We start from the raw sequence: 26,310 nt of genomic DNA on the forward strand, positions 1-26,310 counted from the left end.
AAATAACATTTTAATGGATGCTTCTTCATGTTTTTCCTAAAATTTTGCCAACTTTCGACCGATAACAAAAGTAAGTGACGCTTTTGGGCAGTTTCCGCCAAACGGTTTGGCGGGAACATCAACACACTACATCATAAAGGAGAGATTATTCCATGCAACGCTTCAAGAAGCCGTTTATCTGGCTGACCTTGCTGTCTCTGGTGATCACGTTGATTCCCTTGGGATCAGCACCCGTTGTGAAAGCGGCCGATTCCGGTCTTTCCTCAACGACTTACTTCAGTCCGGATATTTTGGATATCCGTAAGACGATATCTTTAGTTACTGAATACACGGCAGCAGACCATCCGGCTCCGCCGGCTACGGTCGACCCGAAGAACTGGAAGCAGATCAACCGCGAGAACGTCTACAAAACGAGCCTTCCTACGCTAACGATTAACGGTACCTTTGCGCAAGTGAATTCCACGAACATGACCGTAAAAGTGGAGCAGCTCGTTTCTTCCGCGAATTCGAGCGGTCAGGTCAGTTGGGTACCGGATGCCACCCGTTATAATTACGGAGTGGTCACTGTTGATCCAAGCGACTCTTCAGGCAAAAGATTCACTGCGAAGAACCTCAGTCTGTTCTCTGGATTCAACAAAATTACGTTTACCGGCCTTCAAGGGGAACTGCAGCGTTCGGAGTCCTTTTATGTCCTCTATGATAAAGTTCCTTACCTGAGCCAATTAAAACTTCTAGGCGGAGGCACCAACGGCGTCGCTCTAAACGAAGGCACTCCTGTTGTCGTTAAGGACAGCGTCATTTCTCTGCAGGGTGTGGCAATGAACGCGAGCAGGCTGTCCGTTTCCGCTAATGGAGGCACGTCACTTGCCAGCTATATTGACAGCGTGACGGGCAACTTCAACACGCCGGGACTTATCTTGAATCCTGGTCTCAATACCTTGCAGTTGAAAATCGAAAACGGCTCGGATTCCGTCAATATCGAGCGCACGGTATATTACTACAAGCAAACCGATCCCATCACGGCCCTCTATGTGTATGACGGCAATCAAGGCTATAACATTCTAAATAAAGTGCCTTCCATCACCACTGGCACGCTTGCCAGCGTACAGATCGTGGGACAAGTCCTGGTGCCTTACAGCACGAGTCCCGATGATTTCGCGACGGGGGCTAAATTGTATGTCAACGATAGCGCCACCGAGGCTGATTTTACAATTAAACCCATTAATCCATTTAGCAGTACTGGAGAATTGACGAGCGGAACCGGGGTAGAGGTGGTTATTCCAGGAGCCAACGGCATGCCGGAGTATCGGCTGGTCACGTTTGCCATCGATACACCGACAATCACCCCGGCAAACGGAACTAATACAGTAAAACTTCGCATCGATTACGGCTCGGGCACGTCGATGTTCAGTTACACAACCAGCCAACAATTTAAATATTTGCCGAATCAATCCTTGATTACCGGGTTATATTTATTATCGAACTATAAACCCGGAGATAACATTACGGATATATCCAAAGAACCTCTTAATGGGGTGCAAGTCAACACAGGTACTTTCTATATTCTGGTAGAATCAAGCAATACGCCAACGTCAGGCTCTCTGGAGGGCGACTTCCTGCCTATCGGATCCAAAGTGCTGGATCTGGACCATGTAGCGGGTCCGGGTGCCGTTGCAACACCTGATGTCACTACCGGCTTGACCAATAAACAAGAAATTTATAAAATTTCCAACTTCCCAAGCGGTCAACAGCAAATCCGTTTGAAATATGGCGACGATTATAAAGACGCCACGGTTTCCTACGTGTCCATGAACAATATTTACGTAGAAAACTTAATGGACGGGCAAACCTATTCCTTTAATTCCAAGATCACCAACCAGCTATCCATTAAAGGCTCTTATATCGGTTTTGAGAATATCGATACGGCGGAGTATTTCATTAACGGGATCTCCGGAACAAGCTTGAGAAATGGAACGGATAGTGACGGTAATCCCGCTAACGGAAACGACAACGGAACGAAGCTGGATTTTAGTGTTACGACCTCGGCTCCGAACTTCGAGCTCGTCCTTAACATTAAACCATCCGGCCCGCTGGTATACGGCGAGAACCTGATCCGGTTTACCGGTTCGTATAAGGATGCCCTTGGCAATGTGGTCGAAAGAGTCAAGGAACTGCGTATTTACATCATCGATGAGAACGGATCGACCATCGATAAGTTTATTCCGTCGGTAGCTGCGACGGATCGGCCGGATTTGCCTTCGCAGGCGCTATATCAGAAGATTTCCTTTGAAACGCCAACGACAGCGGATACAGAAGCGTTTAACACAACGATGTCTACCTTGTTGGCGTTGTCTCCGAGATTCGTTTATAACAATACTCAGGGGAATTACACGACGACTCAGGAGACCTACGATCTCGTGCTGAGAGGCGGAGGCGCCGAGTATGTCAATTTGTACTTCGGTTCGCAGCGCATTATTTCCGAGAAGCTTCAGACGGGCAGCGCCGGCATGGTCCCGAACAAAGCCTTTACCTTGAACGGCAAAACGTATTATTACGATTTGGTAGGTAGCGAGAAGGATTTCGTCTTGAGAGTACGCGATCTGCAGTTCGATGCTCCAGGCAGCCATATTTACAACCTGGAATTGGTTAACAGCACAGGTGCCCGGACGACGAAGAAACTTGAAGTCACCCGGGTCGTAGAAAATTACCGGATGCTTTCCCCTCAACCAACGGTAGGGAACCAGTACATTGTTAATAAGAACTTCGTGCGGTTTGATATCGAGGCCGAGGGAGCGACCCAAGTTCTAATCGGGAAGGAAGAAGCCACCCCGGTACAAATCGACGGCAAGAAAGACCGGTTCATTTACGATTACGTAGGTTTGAAACCGGACAAAGCTACCAAAATCAAAATCGATATCGTTCGGGAGGATACGACCTTCTCGGATACGATCGAGGTGTATTACACTTCAACCGTGGACGTGAACTCCCAGTTCATGGCCGAGAAGGTAGCGGCTAAGTATTCGGTACTTAACAAAAGCGTTGAATTAAGCTTCCCGAAAGGAACCATTCTTCAAACCGCCAATCCGGGGCAAAATGTAACCCAGTATTATCCGGACAGCAAATTGTTATTCGGCATTGCCGATCCTGAAGACGGCGTTGTAGAGCGCCGGGATGATTACGGCAACTATGTCGGACGCGTACCTACTAATGAAGAGACGCTCTTGGATCCGATTGATATCGACGCTACATTAAAGGCGCAATTCAATTCGCCAACAAATACGAGCAACTTCACGCGAGTGTCCGATATTTATTGGATCAGCGGCGGTCTTGGCGAATATCGCCAAGGAAATATCTATTATCCGGCTTCTAACGGTGTAGCGCCACACTCCGTGGAAGGCAGCTTCCCGAATTATCAGGGTCGTAGCGGAGCGGGTGCCGTTCCGTCGATGGCACGTAAAATCGTTCCGTCTAAGCGGGGAAGCTTAACCTTGAAATTCAATGAGAACGTGGTAGATGAGGTAGGAACAACCATTACCGTATTCCGCTACACCGGGGTTGCCAATACCAGTGGCGTATGGGAGAACATCGGCGGAGAGGTGGATACGAAGAATCATACCATCACCGTGCCGTTCGATGATTTTGGATACTACAAAGTCATGAAGCTGCGCAGAAGTTACGAAGATATCACGAACCATAACTGGGCGCGCAACCTTTTGAACGCTTTATACTCCAAAGGGATCATGCCAAGCTTGCGGGCCGATGCCTTTGGCAGCGACGACCAGACTACGCGCGGTGAATTTGCCACGTTGCTTGTCAAAGGCCTGAACATTCCGCTCAACTATGATGTCAACGAGCAAACGTTCTTCGATATTTCATATCCTACAAGCTCGACAACCTGGAGCTTTGAACATATCGAAACGGCAGCGAGAGCGGGGATCGTGACCGGTCAGACGGAAGGCTTCTTCTCCCCGGATATGCCGATCACACGGGAGCAGGCAGCGGTTATGATTGCCAGAGCCTTGAAATTGAAGCTGTCGGCGAATGACGATAAATTGAACTCGGATCTCGCCAAGAACTTTATTGACTCGGGAAGCATGGATTACTACGCTCGCCCGGCCATTCAAGCGGTGACGAAAGCCAAGATCATGAGCGGCTCGCCATCCACGCTGCCGGGACAGAAGAAACCGGTCTACAATTTTAATCCGGACGGTTTCTTGACCCGGGCAGAAGCCGGCAAGATCGCGGTCGAGCTGCTGAAGAAGAGCACGAAGATTTTCCCTAAGAACCTTAGCTAATCTGGATCACCACCAAAGGCGGCCAAAGCTCAGCTTTGGCCGCTTCCTTTTTTCCAATTACATCATTTTGTAATTCGCAAGAGTTTACGTTACAATAAGCAGAGTAATAGACAATATGCAAAAGGGTGAACTTGAACAGATGAAACCGATCCTATCAAAACCGCAATTGGGATATTCCAAAGCCAAACGTAAATTTGAGGATAGATCCAAAGCGCTGGAGAAGAAAATTGAAGAAACCGCGAAGCTGCAAGAGGTAACCCAGGAAGTCATGGAAGGGCTTGTCATCGAAACCGGGTTTCACGATGCCTTTACCGAGCTGCGCGCAGCCGAGAACGAATTAATCGAATGGTCTCATATCACCATGAAGCATGAGAAGACATACAAGGATAACAAACAAGCTATTGAAGATATGTATGAAAAACTGAATACTGATCCGCAAATGCGGGCTCGTATTATCCAATTGGCGATGAGAGTAAGATAAATCCGGAAGCCTGGGGTACGAGTATTTCCCATAAGGCGTCCAATTCGGACGTCTTATTTGTCGTGCACTCACATACAATGGAGATAGCGTGAAAATGGGAAAAGTTGCTTAATGACTGACATATTCAGGCATGATATACTAATTTCCGTCAGGCGGTAGCGGAGTCAAAAAGCTGTAACAGAGGGGAATCTTAGAAAAGGTTACAGTCTCGCAATTTTTTTTAAAACCCCCGCAACTTTTTGAAATCTGCTGCGTTTAAGGATGTAGAGCATTGACAATGGCGACTAAAGCGACCAAATTAGACATGGCAGCATGTTCCTCATAGGGAAACTTGTCTATCTATTAGAAAAATTAGCTTTACGCCTCTAGGGACCCATTGTATAATGTTTAGGTAGGATTAGGAAACTAGTCTATTTCTACATTCTATCAGATGAATTGGTTTACAAGTTTCTGCAGTTCTGCTGCAGACCTAATTTATAGGAAACCTGCTCAAGCTCTGGAAAGGGGGTGCAATGGCTAATGAGTAACACGAGCTATTCATTTAAAGAAAACTCTCATGTGATAGTTAATCAAGGAGGAGAAAAAAAGGTTATGAAGAAAATTTTGTCCGTAGCTTTGTCTACAGCAATGGCATTCTCCATGTTTGCTTCCGTAGCATTCGGTGCTGATGCCCAATTGACACCTGAGCAACAATTCAACGCATTGAAAGAAGCAGGTATCGTGTCTGGCTTCCCAGACGGCCTGTCCCACTTGGAAAAAACGTTGACTCGCGCTGAACTTGCGAAAATCATCGTGAACTCCATGAGCTTGGAACCGGTTGACGCTACTTCTTACAACGATAAGAACTATGCAAACCACTGGGGTCGCACTTACATTGAAGCTGCTACGCAAGCCGGCATCCTCAATGGTAAAGATGCAACCAAGAAATTGTTTGATCCTAACGGTGCAGTAACTGTTCAAGAACTGGCTAAAGTTCTGGTAACTGCTCTGAAACTGGAAGTTCCAACTGATGCTAACAACACGGCATCCGCATGGGCTAAAGGTTATGTAGCAGCAGCTGTTCAAGCTGGATTCTTGGCTGACGGCATCAACTACCAAGCTCAAGCAACTCGCTCCCAAGCGGTTGTAGCAGCTTACGCTATTTACGAAGCAGCTCAAGTTCCAACAGTGAAATCCTACGAAGTTAAGGACAGCAAGAACATCGAGTTCACGCTCTCCACTGACGAAGTAGTGAAAGTAACGTTGGAAACTGCTTTGGAAGCTAACAAAGAAACTGAAGTTACTTTCAAAACTGCAGCTGGCGAAGAAATCACTGCTAAAGTAACTTGGGTCTTGACGACAGCAACTAAAGTTGAGAGCGTATCTGCTAGTAACTTGAAAGAAGTAGTTGTAACTTTTGACGGTGAAGTTGACAAAGGTACAGCTGAAGAAGCTGACAACTACACTTTGAATAAAGGACTGAATGTTGAATCGGCTACTTTGTCTGCTGACAAAAAGTCTGTAACATTGAGCCTGGATGTAAATAACGGTGGTCATCTTGATAACCAAAAAGAATATCAGTTGGATGTTGCTAACATTAAAGCGGGTGACAAAGTGATCAGTGTTTCTGATTACAAATTCACGCCACTTGATAACACGTTGCCAAATGCAACAGCTGTTCAAGCGCTTGGTAACAAAACAGTTAAACTGACATTCAGTGAGCCAATTGAGAAAGTGTCTACTTCCGACGTTACAATTGACGGAAAAACTGCTCTTGGTTATCCTGAAATTTCTGGCAACGTAGTAATCTATAAATTGTACACTAAGCTGGAAAATGCTGAACACACTATTGCTATCAAGAATGTCCAAGACTACGCCGAATTCAAATCTGCACCTCAAGAATTGACTTTCTCTGTAGTGGAAGACACTCAAGCTCCAACTGTCGCTTCTGTATTAAGTGCTACTTTCGAAACTGTACGCATTCAGTTCAGCGAGCCAGTTGATAAGTCTACGGTTTCTGGAGCAAATGTTTACTGGCTTCAAGGTTCTTCTAAGAAATATGCAAGCACTAAAATGACACAAATCAGCGATGATACGTATGAGTTTGATTTCACTGCAAACAAACTTCAATACGCTACTGCTCTTTACATTAGTGGCGTTAAGGACTACTCCGGTAATGCTATTGCTAATGATACCAAAGTCGAAGTGAATCCAGTTGTTGATCAAACTCGTCCTGAAGTTGTGAATGCGGAGTTGGAATCTGACAACAAAACATTCAAGATCAAATTTAACAAGTCTTTGGATGAAACAAGTGCAGAAACTAAAGGCAACTACATTATCCGTGACGCTGACGGCAATGAGGTTCGCAAAACTAAAACCCCAACATTGACTGACAGCAAGACGGTTTCCCTTGTATTGACGCAAGCACTTGAAGAAGGCAAAACTTATACATTGGAAATTGCTGGTGTAACGGATGCTACATTGTTGAAAAACTCTGTATTGCCTTACTCGAAGAAATTTGTAGTTTCTGACAACTCTGCTGCAATTGCTAGTGTTTATGTTGACAGTACTGCTAATGAAATCACTGTAACTTATGACAAAGAAATGGTTGTTGCAGGTGAAGGTTCTATTGCTAATCTGGATAACTATCTCTATGCAACAGTGGCAGGACAGTGGAAGAATCTTCCTGATAGTACTGACTATGTGATTGGTGCAGATAGCAAGTCCATCACAATTAAGGTTGACTCGGATGATTTGCTGGTTTCCACCATTACAAACTTCCGTGTACAATTGGTTAAGAGCATCAATGATAAGTACCTGTCTAATATCTCCCAAGATTTCAGTGGTACAGGACTCGAGACTATTGTTAGACCTCAAGCAACAGGTATTGAAGTAACTGATAACAATAAGTTGGAAATCGCTTTTGATAAAAACTTGTTGGCTGCTTCTGTAAATGCTTCTGATTTCGAAGTTAAGGATGGTTCCAGAACACTTTCTGTTGCAAGTGCATCTTTGAAAGATAACAACAAAGTTGTTCTGACTCTTTCCGCTGATGAATTTAATGATAATGGCACAGGTAAAACTTCTAATGCTAATCCTACTGTGACTGTGGTAGCAAATCCTAGAACTTCTACTTCAGCTGGATGGGTAATTACAAGTGGTGCTGTTGGCGGAACATTTACAGAGAAGATCGCAGCTTCCTTGAATAACGTATTGGTTGTTGATCCTACTTTGGCGACTAACACTGTCTTCACTCTGCAATTCTCCGAAGCACTTGATCCTACTGTGGATCTTGGCGATGTAGCTACTGACCTTGTAGTTAAGGATTCTAATGGTGATGACCTAGCGTTCACTGTAACTGCAGTCGGTGGAACTGGTACAGAGACTCAAGTTCAAATTACTCTTGGTGCTGTTTATGACGGCGTTGCAACTGTTGAAGTGAAAGACGATGCTCGCTTCTTGAAGGATCTTACTGGTAGTAATACTGTAAGTAGTTCTGACGTTTGGGAATTTGAAATGTAATACTGATTTACTAATAAAAAGGAGCCGAGAGGCTCCTTTTTATTTTTTAGGCTTGATCGAGGAGGATAATGACAACTTAATAAATATCGATGATAATCTTTTCAAATAGAGCTTTTTAAGGATATATTAAGCCAACTTTAAGAATCCCATGGTAAACTAATACATATGACAGTTTGGAGAATTACGAAACATTTTCCATCGAAATACGTTTTATGTTATAAGAACATTTATGCATGGGAGGAAAGACATTGAAAAAGATTCCAGTGACGGCTGCTGCACTAAGTGTTAGTTTATTGTTTTCTGGTGCGACAGGAGTAATGGCTGCGGGCACGACAAATACCAAGACGACTAAACAGACTAAAGCCGTAGTACACACTTTAGCAAACCTTACCCCAATCAAAATTACGGCGAAAAGTACGGTTCGATTGACCGATGTAAATATTTTAACTTTAGATGAAGAGAGTATACTGACATATACATTGACAATTACAAATGGCGATAATAAAACTTTAGACTTGCTTGATTACTGGTCAAAATTGAAAACTTCTAGCGGCACAACATATAGTACTTCACTTATGACCAAAGACAAAGATAAGAAAAAGTTATCTGCTGGTTCTTCCACAACCCTAACTTACGTAGCGAAAGTAGGAAAAAACACAAAAATCAGCAATTTAATGTTTCAAGTAATTAAATGGGATTTTAGTCAGGCAAATTATGAAAGCTTGAAAGGGCAGTTTAAAGTGCCGGCTACCTATATCACGTCAACTCCATCGGATCAATCGAAGACTTTGAAAGTTTTTGATACACCGGTGAAAGCGAAAGTTAACCAAGTGGCTGCGTTTGCATCAGGAGATTATAATTACGTGAGTGTTGGGCTAAATCTTCAAAATATTGGCTATAAGATTTTCGAAGATCCCAAAGTGAAGTTCGTAATCAAAACAGCTAGTGGAGCGAGTTATCCTATGTCTGTTGACTCTACAAGTACGGATTATAAAATACAGCCGCAGGATAACAAAACGTTAAACTTAATGACTGCCGTCCCTAAGAGCATCAAATTAACGAATATGGAATTGCAAATGGTACAAGATGATGAAACTACTAAACTTAGTTTACCCATTGCAACGATGCAACTTCCGAATGCATCCAATAAGTCACTTGCCGTTCAGCCTAATGTAGAAAAGTTTATTTCTCTAGGTAGTGGCAAAATTGCCGTCAAAGTGACAGGGGCAACACTGTTACAAAGTTTTGATGAGCATGATTTATCGGTCCGATTTACATTAAGGAATACTACAGGTACGACAGTAACAATTCCAAAGTATCAATTTGAACTTCAAACTTCTGATGGATATCGGTTGCCAATTACGACGCAAAGCACTGAGAATTTAGTTTTGCAACCTTTAGAAGAGAGAGTCATTAATCTACCGGTAAGCATACCGGCGAACGTGAGCACCAGTAACCCGCAATTATTTATGAATCTCCCTGCTGCGGCAGATTCTAAAGATTCTTTTGCTTATCCTGTTGGTATTTTTGCACTTCCAGCAATGCAACCTATGCAAAATATGATTGGTCAAAAACAATTCATTCAGACGAGTAATGGCATTCTTGGAGTTACTTTGTCCTCTGTGCAAAGATTACCTTGGAGCGATGGCGACCTGGTCTCGGCAAAAATAACAATCGATAATACCGGGTTTAAAACAGTTCAACTCCCAGAATTAACCGGACAGTTAAAAGTAGATTCAGCAAAATTGACTTCGGCCACGCAGTTAATTACAACTCAAAGCGTTGGTTTGCTCGGGGCTAATATGTCAACTGATGTCTATGTCGTAGCTAAGGTTCCAAGTTATCTGGATTTCAGCCAGCTTCAAATATCCCTATTAGAGAAGCTAGGAGAGACTGCGACATCGGAGTGGATCCAATTTAGTAATGCCGGGGCTTTACCAGATCTGCCCGAAATTAGTAGTGGTGAAACGTATAAAATCGAAACATCTGGTCGTCAACAGGAATTGAGAGTGTTAAGATCGTTTGTTTACAGTGGTACTACCTCTGATATCATTTACACTGAGTTGGAATCCAAAAATGTGGAGGATCACCAACTCGATTTATCACAATTAGCAGGTGCCTACGAAAGTAAGAGTGGTCAAACATTCAAGGCTACCGTAAGTCAGATAGATACTTCAGTAGGTCCGGAAGAGAAGAGTATTGTTGCTTTATGGGCAAAGATTCCAAAAACAATTTCGGCATCCGGTATGAAACTAATCGTTGGAGAAGGTATAACCGATGGAAAACTGACTCCTGTTAAAGAGGCACCAATCGGCTATGTCAATGCTGCAGCACTAGCATTATCGATTTCACAGCCAACTGTTAACAGTACATTGAACGCTCTAAATATACCGCCGTATAATTTAACAGTAAAAAGCGTAGGAGCTAGTCTTAACGGTTCGTCATCCGTTAATGTTACTTTTGATTACAACCTATCCAGAGATATGAACTATGCGATTGGAGAATTTGAACATAAATATTTACTTGAAATTTTAGACTCAAGTACTGGAAGAAGTTTTGAACAAGAGTTTACACCGGAAAAAGATTTGAAACTAACTACTGGTGGAACTAGCAGCTTTAGTATTAATGATTCTTCTTTTGAAAGTAGAACCTCAGGTTCATTCTACTTAAATGTTTATGATCTATTCCAAGGTCAAAAAGTAAAGTTAGGGAGCCAAGCTTTCCATTATACCTCTTCCAGAAACGATTAACCAACAAGCCCAAATCCACCCGGATTTGGGCTTGTTTCACTCTATCAAAACCTCTATCATAGACTGTAACAGAGTCATAGAGGAGGAACATAATGAAGACGGGTTGGAAAGTAACAACAGCCGTGGTGTTGATTGGCGGCAGTGTTTGGGCGGGATCGCTGTTGAATATGCAGGCGGAAGGTGCGGGGACAACGCCTGGTACGGCGGATGATCCAGTCGTTACCAAGAGCTATGTTGATCAAGCGATTCAGCAAGCCGTGGGTGGCGGGGGAGGTTCTACCACGCCTTCGACCGGAGGCTCTGGCAGCAGCTCGAGCGAGGATGGGATCCAGATCGTCGAGGTGAAGCCGGGTAAGATTCTCGTTGCTTCTGCGGGGGCGGAGTTCATTGTTCGTTCCGGGAAGGCGGTTATCTATAGCGCGGATTCCAACGGCGTAGCCGATCTTACGGACGGAAAGGATATTACTAATGGCGGTACGGTGTTGAATAACCATTTGCTGTCTTTTCCAAGAGCCGGACGGGGGATTCAGGTGTTGGATGGAGACACGCACAATTTGACCGTGATGGTGCGCGGCGGATATCAAATCAAATAACTCGGCCAATGAAATGGCATGATTCGGCAGAAGTAACAAACATTCATCAGCGTAGCTAGAATCGCCGGGTACATACTACTCTTGAAATCAATTTTCAGGAGGTGCTTGGATCATGGCAAGAAGCAATCGTAAAATCGTACCGGAAAGCCGTCAGGTCTTGCAGCAATGGAAATACGAAATCGCGGCCGAGTTTGGATTGCCTGTAGGCTATGGGGCAACGGGAGCGGCTGATACGGAGTTTGCCGGAGAATTGGGCGCCCTTGGCGGCAGTCAGAGCTACGGCGGAAGCTGGGGACATCTGACCTCCCGCGAAAACGGCTCCGTTGGCGGAGAGATTACGAAACGCCTTGTTGCTCAAGCGGAACAAAATTTTATGCTATAAATTATTCCACAAAAACCATCAATTATTTTGACATGACTTGGCAAATGCGATACTATTTCTTTTAAGGATTGCTAATCCAACCTTTTCCGATTAGGGAAAGGTTCATTTTTTGATGTGGGTTTACATTGTATTGGATAGACAGGCCTTAGCCATACTATCCATGGGGAGGTTGAATATATGTCCGTACAAGGGCGACACTTGTTTACTTCCGAGTCCGTGACCGAGGGACATCCGGATAAAATTTGCGACCAAATCTCCGATGCGGTACTTGACGCTTTTCTGGCGAATGATCCTTATGCCCGGGTAGCTTGCGAAGTATCGGTAGCCACCGGGCTTGTGCTCGTGATCGGCGAGATCAGTACGAAATCCGAGTATGTCGATATTCCGGCCATCGTTCGCAAGACGGTGAAGGAGATCGGCTATACCCGTGCCAAATATGGTTTTGACTCCAACACCTGTGCGGTGCTTACCTCGCTCAACGAGCAGTCTGCGGATATTGCACAAGGCGTGAATGCAGCACTGGAGAACCGTGACCCGGCTCAAATGGACAAGGAGACCGAAAATATCGGTGCCGGTGACCAGGGGTTGATGTTCGGATTTGCCACCAATGAGACACCGGAATTAATGCCGCTTCCGATTGCGCTGTCGCATCGGATCGCACGCCGTTTGTCCGAAGTGCGCAAAGACGGTACGCTGGAATATCTCCGTCCCGACGGTAAAACCCAGGTGACGATTGAATATGTTGACGGCAAGCCGAAACGCGTTGATACGATCGTGGTATCCACGCAGCATGCCGAAGAAATTTCCTTGGAACAAATCCAGAAGGACATCAAAGAACAGGTCATCCTTCCTGTCGTTCCAGCTGAACTGCTGGATGGGGAGACCAAATATTTCATCAACCCGACGGGCCGTTTCGTCATCGGCGGACCGCAAGGCGACGCCGGCTTGACCGGACGTAAAATCATCGTGGATACGTATGGCGGATATGCTCGTCATGGCGGCGGCGCGTTCTCCGGTAAGGACCCGACGAAGGTGGACCGTTCTGCGGCTTATGCAGCTCGTTACGTAGCGAAGAACCTCGTAGCAGCAGGTCTGGCCGACAAAGTGGAAATCCAACTGGCCTATGCGATCGGCGTAGCGAATCCGGTTTCCATCAACGTCGATACGTATGGAACCGGCAAGGTATCGGAAGAGAAGCTCGTTGAACTCGTCCGCGATCATTTCGACCTCCGTCCGGCCGGGATTATCCGCATGCTGGACCTGCGCCGTCCGATTTACCAGCAAACGGCGGCTTACGGACATTTTGGACGTACGGACATCGACTTGCCTTGGGAAAGAGTGGACAAGGCTGAGGCGTTGAAAGCCCAAGCGGGAGTGTAACTTAGCCACATAAATTAAACGGATAACTGCTCCGAACTGAGCGGGAGTCCGTTTTTTTGTGTCCCTTTTTCTAAACTTTAAGGTATTTTTTGCCGTTAATAGATATAGGTATGCGCTTCAGTGCCTTTATGGCTGTCCTATATACATATTTGGTTTCAGGGAAGGGGAAGTTACTAGAAATGAATAAGAAAGCATCGGCCGTAGTGGCGCTTCTACTGGCAGTCCATTTATTCGGCGGAACTTTGGCAGGAGCAGCCGCTCCGGGCTTGTCGACGTCTTTCACGAACAACGTATCGATTACGGCGGTGGCCGCCTCCAGTATGATAGGAACGTCTACGGTCAGTCCCGGGAACGGAGACCGTGGGGTCCCGATCAATACGTCGATCCGGATTGAATTTGCCAAAAGGGTGACATTCCAGGCTGCAACGATCGAGATTACGGATACTGATACGAACGTTCAATATGGAGTGATTCATCTGCAGCCGGCTACAGGGGTGAGCCAGGATTATCAGGAGCTTACCTTGACACCGCCTGCTTTGATAAATGGCAAAACCTATAAAATTACGATTCCGGCAGGTACGTTTATAGAAGTAGACGGCAATAACCCGCTGCCAGTAATGGAATGGACATTTACCACCGTGTCGGCAGGCAATGTTGCGCCAACTCAAGTCGCTTTTTCCCCAATCAATCAAAACGTTTCGCTAGACGCCGGGAATCGTCTAACACTGGGCATGCAATTCAGTGAACCGATCGAAACGGGAACCGGTAAGATTATGATTAACCGGGTTTCGGACAATAGAACGATCGAGACGATTAACGCGTCTTCGGTCAGTTATCCGGATCCCGCCGATCGGACTAGAGTCCAACTCACCGCTACGAGATTATCGGCAGGCGAACGCTACTATGTTCTAATGGATAGTCTGGCTTTTAGAGATTCGGACTGGACACCCTTTGCCGGGGTTAATAATGCCAATCAATGGACCTTCTCCGTCAAAGGCTCGCCGGTTACGGTATCGCAGTATACTCCTGCCGGATCGGGCGTAAGTCCATCCGCTGCGCTGCAAATCAACTATAGCCGCAACGTATATCCGGTGGGCGGGAACATTACGATCAAGACGGGTTCGGCGGTTCAGAGAACGATCAGCGTAACCTCCACCGAGGTGACCGGCGGCGATTCCAAATCGATTGTCATTCAACCGGCAACCGCGTTGGCGATGAATACAAGCTATACCGTGGAGGTTCCGGCGGGTGCGTTTGCGGATAGCGACGGAAATTTAACGCCGGCTTCAACCTGGTCCTTTACCACGGGGACGACGACGTCAACGACATTAGCCGTCAGTTCCTTATCCCCAGCGGATCGCAGCACGAATAATCCGGTGACCGGCAATCTGGTTGCGACATTTAACCGGAGCATCACACTAAACACTGCGGCAGGGGTAAGGTTATATAAACAAGGAACCACCGCTCCGATTTCGGCGGCCGTTCAGGTGAATCCGTCGAACAACCGGCAGCTGATCATCGATCCGACCGCCGATTTGCAGGATGGTTCGACTTACTTTGTTAATATCGACGCTGGCGCTATTGCGGATCCGGCGGCTGGCGGTACCGCTTTTGGGGGACTCGTCGGCACGAGCAGTTGGACGTTCCAGACCGTTTCGGCAGATAAGACGGCTCCCGTCCTTCAGAGCACGACCATGTACAGCAACTCGGTCATTCGCCTGCAATACAATGAAGCTCTGGATGCTACGATCAGCCTTCTGACATCCAGCTTCGCCGTCACCGTAAACGGGGAGACGCGGAGATTGTCCAATGCTTACGTATCCGGAGAGAGCGCGTACGTAACGCTGGAGACGGGCGTAGCGGTAGGCCAAAAAGTAACGGTAAGTTACTCCGGCAGCAGCGTTCGGCCAATTCGCGATTTGGCGGCCAATGTGGCTACCGGCTTCTCCAGTAGGGAGGTTACGAACGGAGTCGATTCCGTTCTTCCCAAACCGAGAGACGGGTACGTATCCGGCAGTACGGTTACCTTGTATTTCAGCGATACCTTGAAGAGTGTGTCCAGTTATGCCTATCAACAGTTTTCGGTAACGGCGGACGGTTACTCCAAGGGGATTAACAGTATTTCGCAAAGCGGAACTGCCGTAACGTTATATCTTTCCAGCGCCGTAACCAACGGGGAAGTTGTGAAGGTATCATATTCGCCGGGTTCTTACCCCCTTCAGGATTCGCGGGGACAGAATATTTCCGGATTCGCCGATTATTTTGTCCGCAATTATAACGACACTAGACCTCCCGAGTTTACGGCGGTGGAGGGTTCCGGCAGCAGCATAATACTAACCTACAATGAAGCTTTGAGTACAACGAGTATACCGATGAAAAGCCAGTTTTCCGTTCTCGTAAACAACTCGCCGGTTTATGTGACGAAAGTAGAGATCGCAGGGAATCAAGTTACCTTAACCCTGGCCTCCTCCTTTACCAGCGCACAAAACGTAAGCTTGTCCTATGTTTCCGGTACGGGAGGAATCGCCGATCTGAACGGGAATTTGGCGGGGTATATCAACCTTCAACCGGTTAATTACAAGGTGGTCACGGAAGGAATCCGCTCGGCTACCATCACGAATGATACCATTTCGGTAGTTTACAATACATCCCTGGCAACCGTCGCCTCCTTTCCGGTGAACCAATTCTACGTGACGGTGGATGGTACGAACCGCAGTATTCTATCAGCCAGCGTTAGCGGCAGTACCGTTACGATCAAGCTGTCGAGTCCTGTTACAACCGGCCAGACTGTGGCCATGTCGTACATGACAGGCGGAACTCTCCTCTACGACACTGCGGGGAATGTGATGAAAGGGTACAGCAGTATCCCGGTGCAGAATTTGACGGGCGCCTCGACCGGAGGAACGGTAAATGGGCAACCGTCTTATCTGACGGCTATGACGACGAATAACTTCGGCAAAACCGGCTATTCTTTAGCCGCAACAACGGTCCAAACCTCAACGGACCGTTCCCAATACGGACAGACGATAACCAAATATATTCTGGATAGTGCGAAGGTTAAGGAGTCCTTATCTTTCCTGGTTTCAAGCGGCGGCAGCGATCCGTTGCTGGTATTTGAGGTTCCGTCGACGGAAAAGGCCGCTGCGGTCGCGCTGCCGGTGAACCCTTTGATGGAGTTGTACAGCAGCGGCAAAACGGCATCCTTTGCGGTAAAATACGGCGATATGATGTATGAGCTTCCCGTGCGAAAAATCCCGTTCAGTCAAATTTCACGGGTGACCAACACGACGTCTCTCGCTTCCGTCAATTTGATCATTCGTTTGGAGACGGTTCCTAAAGCGAACCAATCCTCGCTGGCTTCAAACGGTAAAGTATCCGTTAGCGTACTTAACGATCCGGTTGTTGTGGATGTAGCAGCAATTAATGGGACAACCGGCAGCGGTGCGGAAATATCGCATAGCGGGAAATTATATATTTCGCTGAACAGACAGGTTCCAACCGCGACGGCCTCGCTAGCCAAATATGATCAAACGGCTAGAACAGTCGCTCATTTGCCTTCGACCATCGAAAGCAGCGGGACGGGGGTCTTGTTGACGGGGCAAGTGGACGGAAATGCAGTGGTTGGTCCGGTAGTCGGATACACGTATTTCTCCGACACCCTGAAGCATTGGGCCAAGAGCGACATCGCCGAATTGTCCAACAAGCTGATCGTTGAGCCTCGGACGTCCGGCTCCAACTTCGAGCCCGACAAGAACATCACCCGCGCGGAATTCGCGGTGTTTATCGCGAAGGGGCTGGGGTTGGCCGGAGATGACGCGAACGCCCGCCGCTTCCCGGACGTTTCGTCCGGAACGACGGCGGCGTATATCGGGGCGGCGGCGAAGGCCGGGATCATCAACGGCAACGCGGACGGCACGTTCAAGCCGAACAGCAATATCACGCGCGAGCAGATGGCGCTGATGATGGTGCGGGCGATGGAATACGCCGGGTACGACACGTCGATGAACGGCGCGAACACTGCGACGCTGTCCAAGTTCAAGGACGCGGCCAAAATCCAGTCCAAGGACACGGTGGCCAAAGCCGTGAAGGAAGGTATTATCCAGGGCGTATCCACCAATACGTTCCAGCCGCAAGGCAATGCGACGCGTGCGCAAGCCGCAGTTATGCTGAAGCGGGTGCTGGATAAGCTGAACTACATTTAATCCTGTGAAGAACTCCTGGTGTCTAAACAAGGCATCGGGAGTTTTTTTGCGCACAGGTTATCCACGAAATTCACATTATCCACAGTTGATCGAACCTGCAAGTGAGCATACCCCCAAATCTTATCCACGTTTTCCACAGGTTTTATCCACAAAATCCACATTATCCACAAACCCCATGCTAAATAAGTTGAACTTAAGAAGCTAACGAGTAAGGCAAGAGGGTGAAATGATTCTGAAGAAACGCCAGTGGTCGCCTTTGTGAGAGGATTTCAACAACGTTCGAATCTAGATAACTAGAGAAATCCGCGAACAACAGCGATCGTAAGAACATTTCACACGGCTGCCCGATGACGTGCTAATTCATAGTTCATCTTATATAGCAAAATTCATCGAATCGCTACATTACTTGAACAAACTTGCTTTTTTTCGTAACTTTTCCGGCAAAATGTAGTCTATTAATTAGAGAGTAGATTCCGAGGAATAAGAGAGTTGCGCCGCCCGGGATCAATTTTTGCGAAAAAGATGGGAGAGTCGTCAATCAAAATGGTAGTCAGAAGAGAGGAAGAAACCGGAACCACCGTCGAACTTGAAGCAGTCGCAGTCCGTCACCAATCGAAGATCGCCCGCCTCGTGGCAAGCCATGGCAAGAAGCTGGCGCTTGTCTCCCTGGCGGGTTTGATATGGATTCAACCCGTGATCGGCGTCGGACCGATTGGAGGAACCGCGTTGACCGCCGAAGCGGCCGCCAATCAAACCGTGAAAATCAGCGAGAGCATGATCACGTCCGGAGCCAAGCTGGTGAAATACGAATACACCGTAACCCGTTCGGGCAAGCCCGTGAAGGTGCTGGCCGACGTGATCGAGGTGGATCTCACGAATCCGTACGTGCAGTTGAACGTCATGACCGGCAAAGGGGGACAAGTTACGACAAGGCAATCCGTTGAAGGGATGGCCAAAGAGACCGGCGCGGTCGCCGGGGTGAACGGCGATTTCTTTGCCACCGGGGGGCAAGGCGTGCCGATGGGCGCGGCCGTATCCCAAGGAACCTTGGTAACCAGCCCGGCGCAGTTGCAAGGCATGTACGCTTTTGCGGTGCGTAATGACGGGACGCCGCTCATCGACCGGTTTGGCTTTAACGGAACGGTGCTTGCCATGGACGGCTCGACATTCCCGCTGACCGGGATCAATCAGGAATCGTATATGACGGAGCCGGATAAGGCTTACAGTCATGTGAATAACATGTTTATCTATACCAGCGCCTGGAAAGCGGAAGAGCGTCCGGCCGCCAGCTCGACGACGCCAACCGAAGTGTTGGTGCAGGGCGGCGTCATTACGCAGATTTCCATTAAAGCGCCGATCTCCGGACCGGTGCCATCGGACGGTTATATCCTGCGCGCCCATGGAACGGCCGCCGATTACGTGGCAACGCATCTGGCAGTAGGGCAGAGCGTCGATACGCAGTATGAGCTGCGCTCCTTGACCGATGGGCAAATCGTCAATCCGGCGGATCTGAAAACGATGATCGGCGGCCACACGTTGCTGGTGGATCAAGGCCAAGCCTCGGCGTTCACCCGTTCGACGACTTCCATTAGCGGCGGCAGCGCCGTAGCACGTACCGCGGTAGGTTACTCCAAGGACGGCAAAACCGCGTATATCATTACCGCGGAGAAGAACAGCAACAGCACCGGGCTCACGCTAAAAGAACTGCAAGGGTTCATGACCGGGATCGGCGTCTGGAAAGGCATGAACCTGGACGGCGGCGGTTCGACGACGATGGTGACCCGTCCGCTTGCCGAAACATCGGCGCAGCTGACGTTCACGACTTCCAACGGGTCGGCGGGACAACGCGCGGTAGCCAATGGACTGGGCGTATTTACGAACGCGCCGCAAGGAACGCTGCTCGGGCTGAAAGTAAGCGGCGCGTCCGCGCTATTCATCGGTCAAACCGTGCCGTACGCCTTGAAGGGCTACGATACCTACTATAACCCGATCGATACCGGCGGCATCCAGACAACCTGGAAAGCCAGCAACGGCAATGTCGTATGGACGGGCAGCGGGTTTAAAGGCGTGAAGGCGGGAACCGCGAAAGTGACCGCATCCAGCGGACAAGCGAACAGCAGCATGGATGTAACCGTGCTGGGCGGGGCCGATCTGGCGAGCCTGACGGCGGGTACGACGTTTGCGCCGCTGGAAGCCGGAGCTACGGTGACGGTGGCCATGACCGCGAAGCTGAAGGACGGCCGGACGGTCGAAGTACCGGCCGAATCGGTCAAATGGACGTTCAGCGGCATGAAAGCCAGCGTGCAGGGCGGCGTGCTGACGGTGCAATCCGTCAACAGCGGAGCGAAATTCGCCTATGCAACGCCTTCCTATGACGGCTTTACCGGCACGCCGGTCGTGTTGTCGACCTCGACGGAAACGATCTGGGAAAGCTTCGAAAACATGTCTTACCCGATTTCCTTCACCGGCCTGCCGGCCGAATCGAGAGGATCGGCTGCCGTGGTGCAAGGGACCGGCGAACGCGCGAACTCCAAAGTGCTGAAGCTGGACTATGATCTGACCGGCGGCAGCGGCAGCAAATTCGCCTATGCGCAAATCAACGGCACGAACGGGAAGGCCATTCCGGACAATGCTACGGCGCTGACGGTCGACGTACTTGGCGACGCCAGCCTGAACTGGGTGCGGGCCGAATTGTCCGACGCCGACGGAAAGCCGGTTTACATCGATCTGGCGCGTCCGCTGGATTACACCGGCTGGAAGACGTTGACCGCCGATTTGACGGCGAGCAATATCAAGTTCCCGGCCAAGCTGAAACGCCTGTATGTCGTTAATGTGGAAGAAGGACAGGACGAACGGGCGCTGACGGGCAGCGTATCTTTTGATAACGTGAGATTTACGGCGCCTGCGCTTGAAGGGGACACCGGGTTCCCGAGCGCGACGGCCGTGATGGTGCTCGGCCAGAAATCGATGACGGTCGACGGCAAGAAGCAAAGCCTGGAGGTGGCTCCGCTGCTGAAGGATAACACGACCTACGTGCCGATCAAATATGTGCTGGACGTGTTTGGCGGAACCGCCGGCTGGAATAATGCTGCCAAAAAAATCACCGTCACGCGGGGTTCGACGATCCTGGAGCTTACGGTTGGCCAAAAGCAATTTTTGCTAAACGGAGTCGCGACCCAATCCGAGGTTTCGCCGATTATCGTGAACGGGAGGACTTTGGTCCCATTACGTTTGGTCTCGGAACAGCTGGGAATTGCCGTAAATTGGGAGAAGAAAACCAAATCCATTACCCTCGAATCATGATATGATTAGTCTGGTACTATATGGACTAAGGAACGGAGAAGGATTACGTGGATTTCCAAGCTGATGCCATTGATCGCGTGATTAATAATGCTGTAAATGTACTGGAAAGTAGCAAGCTGCAAATCCTTGAAATATTGGACTCGGCCCGCAACGAGCTGAAGACCCTCAACAACGAGCTGCAAAACGTCATGAAAGAGACGGCGGAAACGGTAGAGAAGGTCGACCAGCTCGAAGTGAACTACCGGCGTTCCCGCATCCGGCTGACGGAAGTCAGCCGGGACTTCGTGCGGTACAACGAGGAGGACATCAAGCAGGCGTACGAGAAAGCCACCCAACTCCAGCTCGATTTGCTGATTTACCGCGAGAAGGAAATGTATTTGAAAGCCCGTCGCGACGAGCTGCAAAAACGGGCCCGCAATGTGGAGAAGTCCGTCGAGCGTGCGGAAACGATCAGTTCGCAGATGAGCGTGGTGCTGGAGTATTTTTCCGGCGAACTGGGACAAGTTACCCGCATTTTGGAGTCGGCGAAGAACCGTCAGCTCATTGGGCTGAAGATTATTTTGGCCCAGGAAGAGGAACGCAAGCGGATATCCCGGGAGATTCACGACGGTCCTGCCCAGCTGCTCGCAAATCTAGTGCTTAGGACGGAAATTGTAGAAAGAATGCTTGCTAAGCAGGAATTTAAGATGGTGCAGGACGAAATAGTAGATTTGAAGGCGCAAGTCCGTTCGAGCTTGGAAGAGATGCGGAAGGTGATTTTCAACCTGCGCCCGATGGCTTTGGACGACCTTGGCCTGATCCCGACGCTGCGCAAATATGTGCATGATTATGAAGAAAAGACGAAAATCAGGGCTACCTTCGAAACCCGAGGCAAGGAACACCGGTTATCCTCTCCGATGGAGGCGGCGATCTTCCGTTTGGTACAGGAAGCGCTCACCAATGCGGCGAAGCATGCTTTTCCGACGTATGTGGGCGTAGACATCACGTATCAGGCGCAAATGATCCGCATCCTGGTGAAAGATAACGGGCTGGGCTTCAAGGTGGAACAATTAGAGCAGAAGGCGAAAGAGCATACTCATTTTGGCTTAATCGGCATGCGGGAAAGAGTGGAGTTGCTCGAAGGCAGAATGGAAATCGAGTCGGCAGCGAATTTGGGCACCAAAATCGTCATCCACATCCCAACTAACTCAGATAAGAGAAAGGAGTACCAGGATGGATAATCTTACGAGTGGCAGTAGACAGGCAATCAAAGTTCTCTTGGCTGACGATCACCAATTGTTTCGCGAGGGCCTTAAGCGAATATTGAATATGGAGGAAGACATCGAAGTCGTAGGCGAATGCGGCGATGGTGCCCAGGTGCTGGAATACTGCCAGCAATTGAGCCCGGAAATCGTGTTGATGGATATTAACATGCCGTTGGTGAACGGCGTGGATGCTACGGCGGAGCTCCGGCAGGCGCTTCCCGAGGTCAAGGTCATCATTTTATCGATTCATGACGACGAAAGTTACGTATTTGAAACGCTCCGCAAAGGAGCCACGGGTTACCTGCTGAAGGACATGGAGGCGGAGTCCCTGATCAACGCGATTCGCACGGTGGCGGAGGGGAATGCTTTTATCCACCCGAAAGTGACCGGCAAATTGATTCAGCAGCTGCGCCGCATGGAATATTTGAGCGAAACGGGCGCGATTGCCGAAGACAACGCGATCCGCGAAGCGGGCGTGAAATTCGTGGCCGGGGACGACAATCCGTTGACACGCCGCGAGGCCGAAGTTCTCCGTTTGATGGCGGAAGGGCGCAGCAACAAGATGATCGGCGAGCATTTGTTCATTAGCGAGAAGACGGTCAAGAACCATGTCAGCAGTATTTTGCAAAAAATGGACGTGGACGATCGCACCCAAGCGGTCATTAACGCGATTAAGTTTGGTTGGGTTACGCTGTAATCGCGGGGCCTAGATCGAATAGCTTTGGCTTGAATTAGAGGGAGCGGCTCCGGCAACACAGGGTTGGCGCTCCAACCGTTAAGGGAAATCATCAGCGCAAACGAACCTGCGCGTGTGCCCCGTTGGTCATGCGGGAAGGGTTTTGCTGGCTTTCTCTGTGCCTAAGGTTTCCATATTATTCATGAACTTGAAAAGTGAGGCGAGTTCCTCATTTATAGGATTTCCGATGGAGAAACAGGGATCGGCCAGGTACATAGGTGGCGGATTCATGACGGAGGGTAGCCCGGGAGGTTCATGGAACGGAGGCGTTCCGTGCGAGCCCAGTAACCGACCTTTTACCGGCGGCATATATTGTCGCTATAAGGGAGGTGGGTTCCGTGGTTCCCTATATGGGTTGGGTTCTGCTGAGTTACGGATTGGCCGCGGCGCTGGTGCACTTGCTTCACGGGCTATATTTGCGGCGTAAGCCGAAGGATCGCGCGATTCATTATATTCTGGTGACGAGCAATCATGAGAATCAGATGGAGTGGTATTTGCGGGCGCTCTCTTGGTATGCACGGCTGCGCGGGTTGCCGCTGCGGGTGACGGTACTCGATGAAAGCTCGGAGGACGACACGCTGGCGATCATGCAGAAGCTTCAGGCGCAAGGCGAGATGGAGCTGACGGTGATCGGTTTGGCTGCGGTGCGGCAAGAGGACGTGGAAGCGCAAGCGGCTCGGCTGGCCGGAGATTCCCCGGTATGCCTCGACCTGCGCGTACCGCAGGAGGCGGACAAAATACCCTATGTCCACGTGTAAGCCGCTACATCAGGAACATCCAAGCAATAGGTCAAAAAGGCAACGGCTGCAGGAAGGAAAAAAGAATATGATCAGGCTAGCGCATCGAAATGCGCGGTTGAACGTGTGAAGCACACTCTGTGATGGCGATAAGCCCAGGAGTGTGCTTTTTTGCGTTGGCGGGCATGCGGGTGAGTTGGATATGGAGTGTTTTGAGGGAGGTGGGATGGAATAAGGATGGGGAAGGAGTAAGGAAGATGAGGAGGAAGGCAGATTTAGGCAGAGTTAGGCAGGCTAAAAGGTGACAAGAAAGAACAGAGGGGAAAGAGATCAGAAGGGGGGATTTCGACGGATGGGGAGAGAGGTGAGATGTACCGGGAGGCGGAGAAAAGTTAAATAACCAATTAGCATCGGGTAATCTGACGGACAGTCGACTGAAAGAAAAGAGGAGTTTGGTATGGGGGAACCATGAACGATAAGTCGATACCTCCATATTGGAAGGACTAAGCATGGGACGTGAGAGCAAATCGGCAAGCGACGGGCAAAATGTAGGGATTTGAGCTTGGGAAGGGGGTGAGGGAACTGATCGAAGATATGCTGGATTAGGGGTAGCAGCTGCTGACGGAAATGTTGATGGAAAGACATTTGGAAGGAACGGTTAAAAGGTGCTAATGGAAAGTGATAGTAGATAGTTGCTTGAAAGGGAGAGGGGATTTGCCCAAGAGAGTGAGTGGAGGCTGATGGACCGTATGGGCAGACCGGAAGAGCAAACCGGGAAAGCAGACCGGAAGAGCAAACCGGGAAAGCAGACCGGAAGAGCAAACCAAATGCCAAATCAAAGGAGCAAGCCGTGGACGGTTGAAGCAGGGACTATGGAACGCTTGGAGTTGAATTGGCAGCAAGTTGCAAGTTGGGCAGTGTGCCTTAACGGACCCCAGAGGCGCTATTCGGCTAAAAAAGGGGGGGATTGCCAATTAACGGACTGAGGAGCCGCTATTTCCCTCACATCAGCGGGAATTGGCTGGTTTTCAGGCATAATAGCGTCCTTCGAGTCCGTTATAGCGGGAAATGATCGGGAAGAAGGTAGTCGATTAACAAAGCAGAAACCCCATGGCGTTTGGTCGAGTTCGCGTAACGACGGAAGGCAGGGTCTGTACGAAAAATCGTACAAATACACTCCTGTCATGGACGAGGGCAAGGGTTTGTACGAAAAATCATCTAAAAGCGCTCATGCAACGGCTCGATGCAGCAGTTATGTACGAAAAATCGTACAAAAACGCCCATGTAACGGTCCAATGCAGGGACTTTGGACGAAATTTCGTACAATATCTGCCTTGTGGCCTCGAGTTCAAAGTTGTCCACAGTAGATCGACGCTCTCTTGGGGTTCCCTAGAAGTTGCCGCTCGTAGTGGAGGTCCAATTGAAGGCAGATTTCACGCGATGATGTCCGATAGTTTCGGGTGGAGGATGGCAAATCAAGACGAAACAACGCAACTTGTGCAGAAAATGCCGCAAAGGAATATCAGGAAAAAGAGGAATTGTTTGTAATTTGTAGAAATATGGAATAAGTTGCTTGATTTTGGAAGGAGGAGCGACCGTGAAAATTGGATTGTACGCCGTGAGGTTGGAGCAAGGGTGGCAGCTGAGGGCGAGTTTGGAGTTGAAAGTGGATCTGATGTGGTGGAGCAGTGGGGAGAGCGGGAGGTTTGATTTGGAGTTGCCGAGTCGGTTCGAGGGGCGGGGAACTGGACAAGCCGAGGGGAGTACAGGGGCCCTGTGGAGCAAAGGAGTATGGAGCAAAAGAGAATGGAGCGAGGAAGTATGGTGTGAGGCGAGTTCGGCTAAGGGGTTTGAGGGTAGGGCTGGTATTCCTTGTATTCCGGGTATTTCAAAAGACAGGAAGCCGGCCGTAACGGCCATGTACCTGCTATCGGAAGGGATGCCCTTAGGATGGGCGGTCATGCTGAGAGACCGGTTCTCTTCGCAGGCGGAGATGGATGGTTGGACCTCGAGGGAATGGGATTTATTTTTGAGGAGGGAACTGAAGGAGGAGCTTGATATGGAGCGCAAGCTGGTAAATCCTCATGAACCATTTGATGAGCACCGTTTCTTAGGAGAAGTGCGTGGCTGGTTATGGAGGGAGGAGGGAATGACGGAGCTGGGAAGGGCTTTGGGGACGATGGAGCAGGTGGGAATGAGAAATGGTCTCCTCCAGCAGGATCAGTCGTGGCCGAACCTTAATGGCAATTCGGGGATAAGGAGGTCGGGGATGATTATGGATACGGAGATGGATACGGAGATGGATACGGATGCGGATGCGGATGTATATCGTGGATTGGCTTGGAGAGAGCAGGCCGGGGATAGCGGAGAGTGGGCCGAAAAGGGAAGCGGCTGGTCTGAGTCAGAAGGGGGAAGAGGTTTGAGTGGGCTGGTGGAGATAGCGGATGCGGGGTGGGGAATAGGGGACACGCCCCTGGAGGCGGCGGCGCGGCGGCTGGCAGCCGCGCTGGAGGGCCGTTCGCTGCTGGAAGCGGAGCTCCAGCAGCTGCTGGCGGAACGCCTGCCGGCGCTGGCGCCGGCGTGGCGTTCCGCCGTCCAGCACGCGCACCTGCAGGGGCGCGTTATCGTTAATGACATGTTCAAAGGTTTTGATCATCAGCAATTGGCCGTTGATAAAATCGCTCGTGGCCAATCCGGTAAATATGC

Annotated in this window: 12 protein-coding genes and 1 pseudogene; all 13 read left to right on the forward strand. The window is 49.3% G+C overall.

Going from position 1 to position 26,310, the window contains the following annotated elements:
• The first annotated feature begins 152 nt into the window (after nucleotides 1–152).
• Entirely contained in the window at nucleotides 153–4,295 is a 4,143-nt protein-coding gene (locus ACQ4N8_RS17730; protein WP_430705681.1) for an S-layer homology domain-containing protein, read from the forward strand.
• Between the two features lie 139 nt (nucleotides 4,296–4,434).
• The gene (locus ACQ4N8_RS17735; protein WP_430705682.1) at nucleotides 4,435–4,776 is read left to right on the forward strand and encodes a hypothetical protein; all 342 of its coding nucleotides are present in this window, start codon (nucleotides 4,435–4,437) and stop codon (nucleotides 4,774–4,776) included.
• 519 nt (nucleotides 4,777–5,295) lie between these two features.
• Nucleotides 5,296–8,277: an Ig-like domain-containing protein gene (locus tag ACQ4N8_RS17740; protein WP_430705683.1), complete on the forward strand. Its 2,982-nt coding sequence runs from the start codon at nucleotides 5,296–5,298 to the stop codon at nucleotides 8,275–8,277.
• 248 nt (nucleotides 8,278–8,525) lie between these two features.
• Nucleotides 8,526–11,027, forward strand: coding sequence for a hypothetical protein (locus ACQ4N8_RS17745; RefSeq protein ID WP_430705684.1), 2,502 nt, complete (start codon nucleotides 8,526–8,528; stop codon nucleotides 11,025–11,027).
• Between the two features lie 92 nt (nucleotides 11,028–11,119).
• The gene (locus tag ACQ4N8_RS17750; protein WP_430705685.1) at nucleotides 11,120–11,620 is read left to right on the forward strand and encodes a hypothetical protein; all 501 of its coding nucleotides are present in this window, start codon (nucleotides 11,120–11,122) and stop codon (nucleotides 11,618–11,620) included.
• Between the two features lie 112 nt (nucleotides 11,621–11,732).
• The gene (locus tag ACQ4N8_RS17755; RefSeq protein WP_430705686.1) at nucleotides 11,733–12,002 is read left to right on the forward strand and encodes a small, acid-soluble spore protein, alpha/beta type; all 270 of its coding nucleotides are present in this window, start codon (nucleotides 11,733–11,735) and stop codon (nucleotides 12,000–12,002) included.
• Between the two features lie 177 nt (nucleotides 12,003–12,179).
• A complete protein-coding gene (gene metK / locus ACQ4N8_RS17760) occupies nucleotides 12,180–13,382 on the forward strand; it encodes a methionine adenosyltransferase (protein WP_430705687.1) in 1,203 nt (400 codons plus the stop codon).
• 179 nt (nucleotides 13,383–13,561) lie between these two features.
• A complete protein-coding gene (locus ACQ4N8_RS17765; protein ID WP_430705688.1) occupies nucleotides 13,562–17,584 on the forward strand; it encodes an Ig-like domain-containing protein in 4,023 nt (1,340 codons plus the stop codon).
• 522 nt (nucleotides 17,585–18,106) lie between these two features.
• The gene (locus ACQ4N8_RS17770) at nucleotides 18,107–20,887 is read left to right on the forward strand and encodes a phosphodiester glycosidase family protein (RefSeq protein ID WP_430705689.1); all 2,781 of its coding nucleotides are present in this window, start codon (nucleotides 18,107–18,109) and stop codon (nucleotides 20,885–20,887) included.
• 47 nt (nucleotides 20,888–20,934) lie between these two features.
• Nucleotides 20,935–22,107, forward strand: coding sequence for a sensor histidine kinase (locus tag ACQ4N8_RS17775; RefSeq protein WP_430705690.1), 1,173 nt, complete (start codon nucleotides 20,935–20,937; stop codon nucleotides 22,105–22,107).
• A complete protein-coding gene (locus ACQ4N8_RS17780; RefSeq protein ID WP_430705691.1) occupies nucleotides 22,100–22,828 on the forward strand; it encodes a response regulator in 729 nt (242 codons plus the stop codon). The genes ACQ4N8_RS17775 and ACQ4N8_RS17780 overlap by 8 nt, the downstream gene beginning before the upstream one ends.
• Nucleotides 22,829–23,205: 377 nt before the next feature.
• On the forward strand, nucleotides 23,206–23,625 hold the full coding sequence (locus tag ACQ4N8_RS17785; protein ID WP_430705692.1) for a hypothetical protein: 420 nt from the start codon (nucleotides 23,206–23,208) through the stop codon (nucleotides 23,623–23,625).
• A gap of 2,248 nt (nucleotides 23,626–25,873) precedes the next feature.
• Nucleotides 25,874–26,310, forward strand: a pseudogene (locus tag ACQ4N8_RS17790) (hypothetical protein); the annotation flags it as partial.

The organism is Paenibacillus macerans (genome assembly GCF_050565405.1).
GTDB lineage: Bacteria > Bacillota > Bacilli > Paenibacillales > Paenibacillaceae > Fontibacillus > Fontibacillus macerans_B.

Bases quoted from the DNA above. Each gene is read 5' to 3' on its own strand.
- ACQ4N8_RS17730 (WP_430705681.1), top strand. From the start codon at position 153: ATGCAACGCTTCAAGAAGCCGTTTATCTGGCTGACCTTGCTGTCTCTG.
- ACQ4N8_RS17735 (WP_430705682.1), top strand. From the start codon at position 4,435: ATGAAACCGATCCTATCAAAACCGCAATTGGGATATTCCAAAGCCAAA.
- ACQ4N8_RS17740 (WP_430705683.1), top strand. From the start codon at position 5,296: ATGAGTAACACGAGCTATTCATTTAAAGAAAACTCTCATGTGATAGTT.
- ACQ4N8_RS17750 (WP_430705685.1), top strand. From the start codon at position 11,120: ATGAAGACGGGTTGGAAAGTAACAACAGCCGTGGTGTTGATTGGCGGC.
- ACQ4N8_RS17755 (WP_430705686.1), top strand. From the start codon at position 11,733: ATGGCAAGAAGCAATCGTAAAATCGTACCGGAAAGCCGTCAGGTCTTG.
- metK (WP_430705687.1), top strand. From the start codon at position 12,180: ATGTCCGTACAAGGGCGACACTTGTTTACTTCCGAGTCCGTGACCGAG.
- ACQ4N8_RS17765 (WP_430705688.1), top strand. From the start codon at position 13,562: ATGAATAAGAAAGCATCGGCCGTAGTGGCGCTTCTACTGGCAGTCCAT.
- ACQ4N8_RS17770 (WP_430705689.1), top strand. From the start codon at position 18,107: ATGGGAGAGTCGTCAATCAAAATGGTAGTCAGAAGAGAGGAAGAAACC.
- ACQ4N8_RS17780 (WP_430705691.1), top strand. From the start codon at position 22,100: ATGGATAATCTTACGAGTGGCAGTAGACAGGCAATCAAAGTTCTCTTG.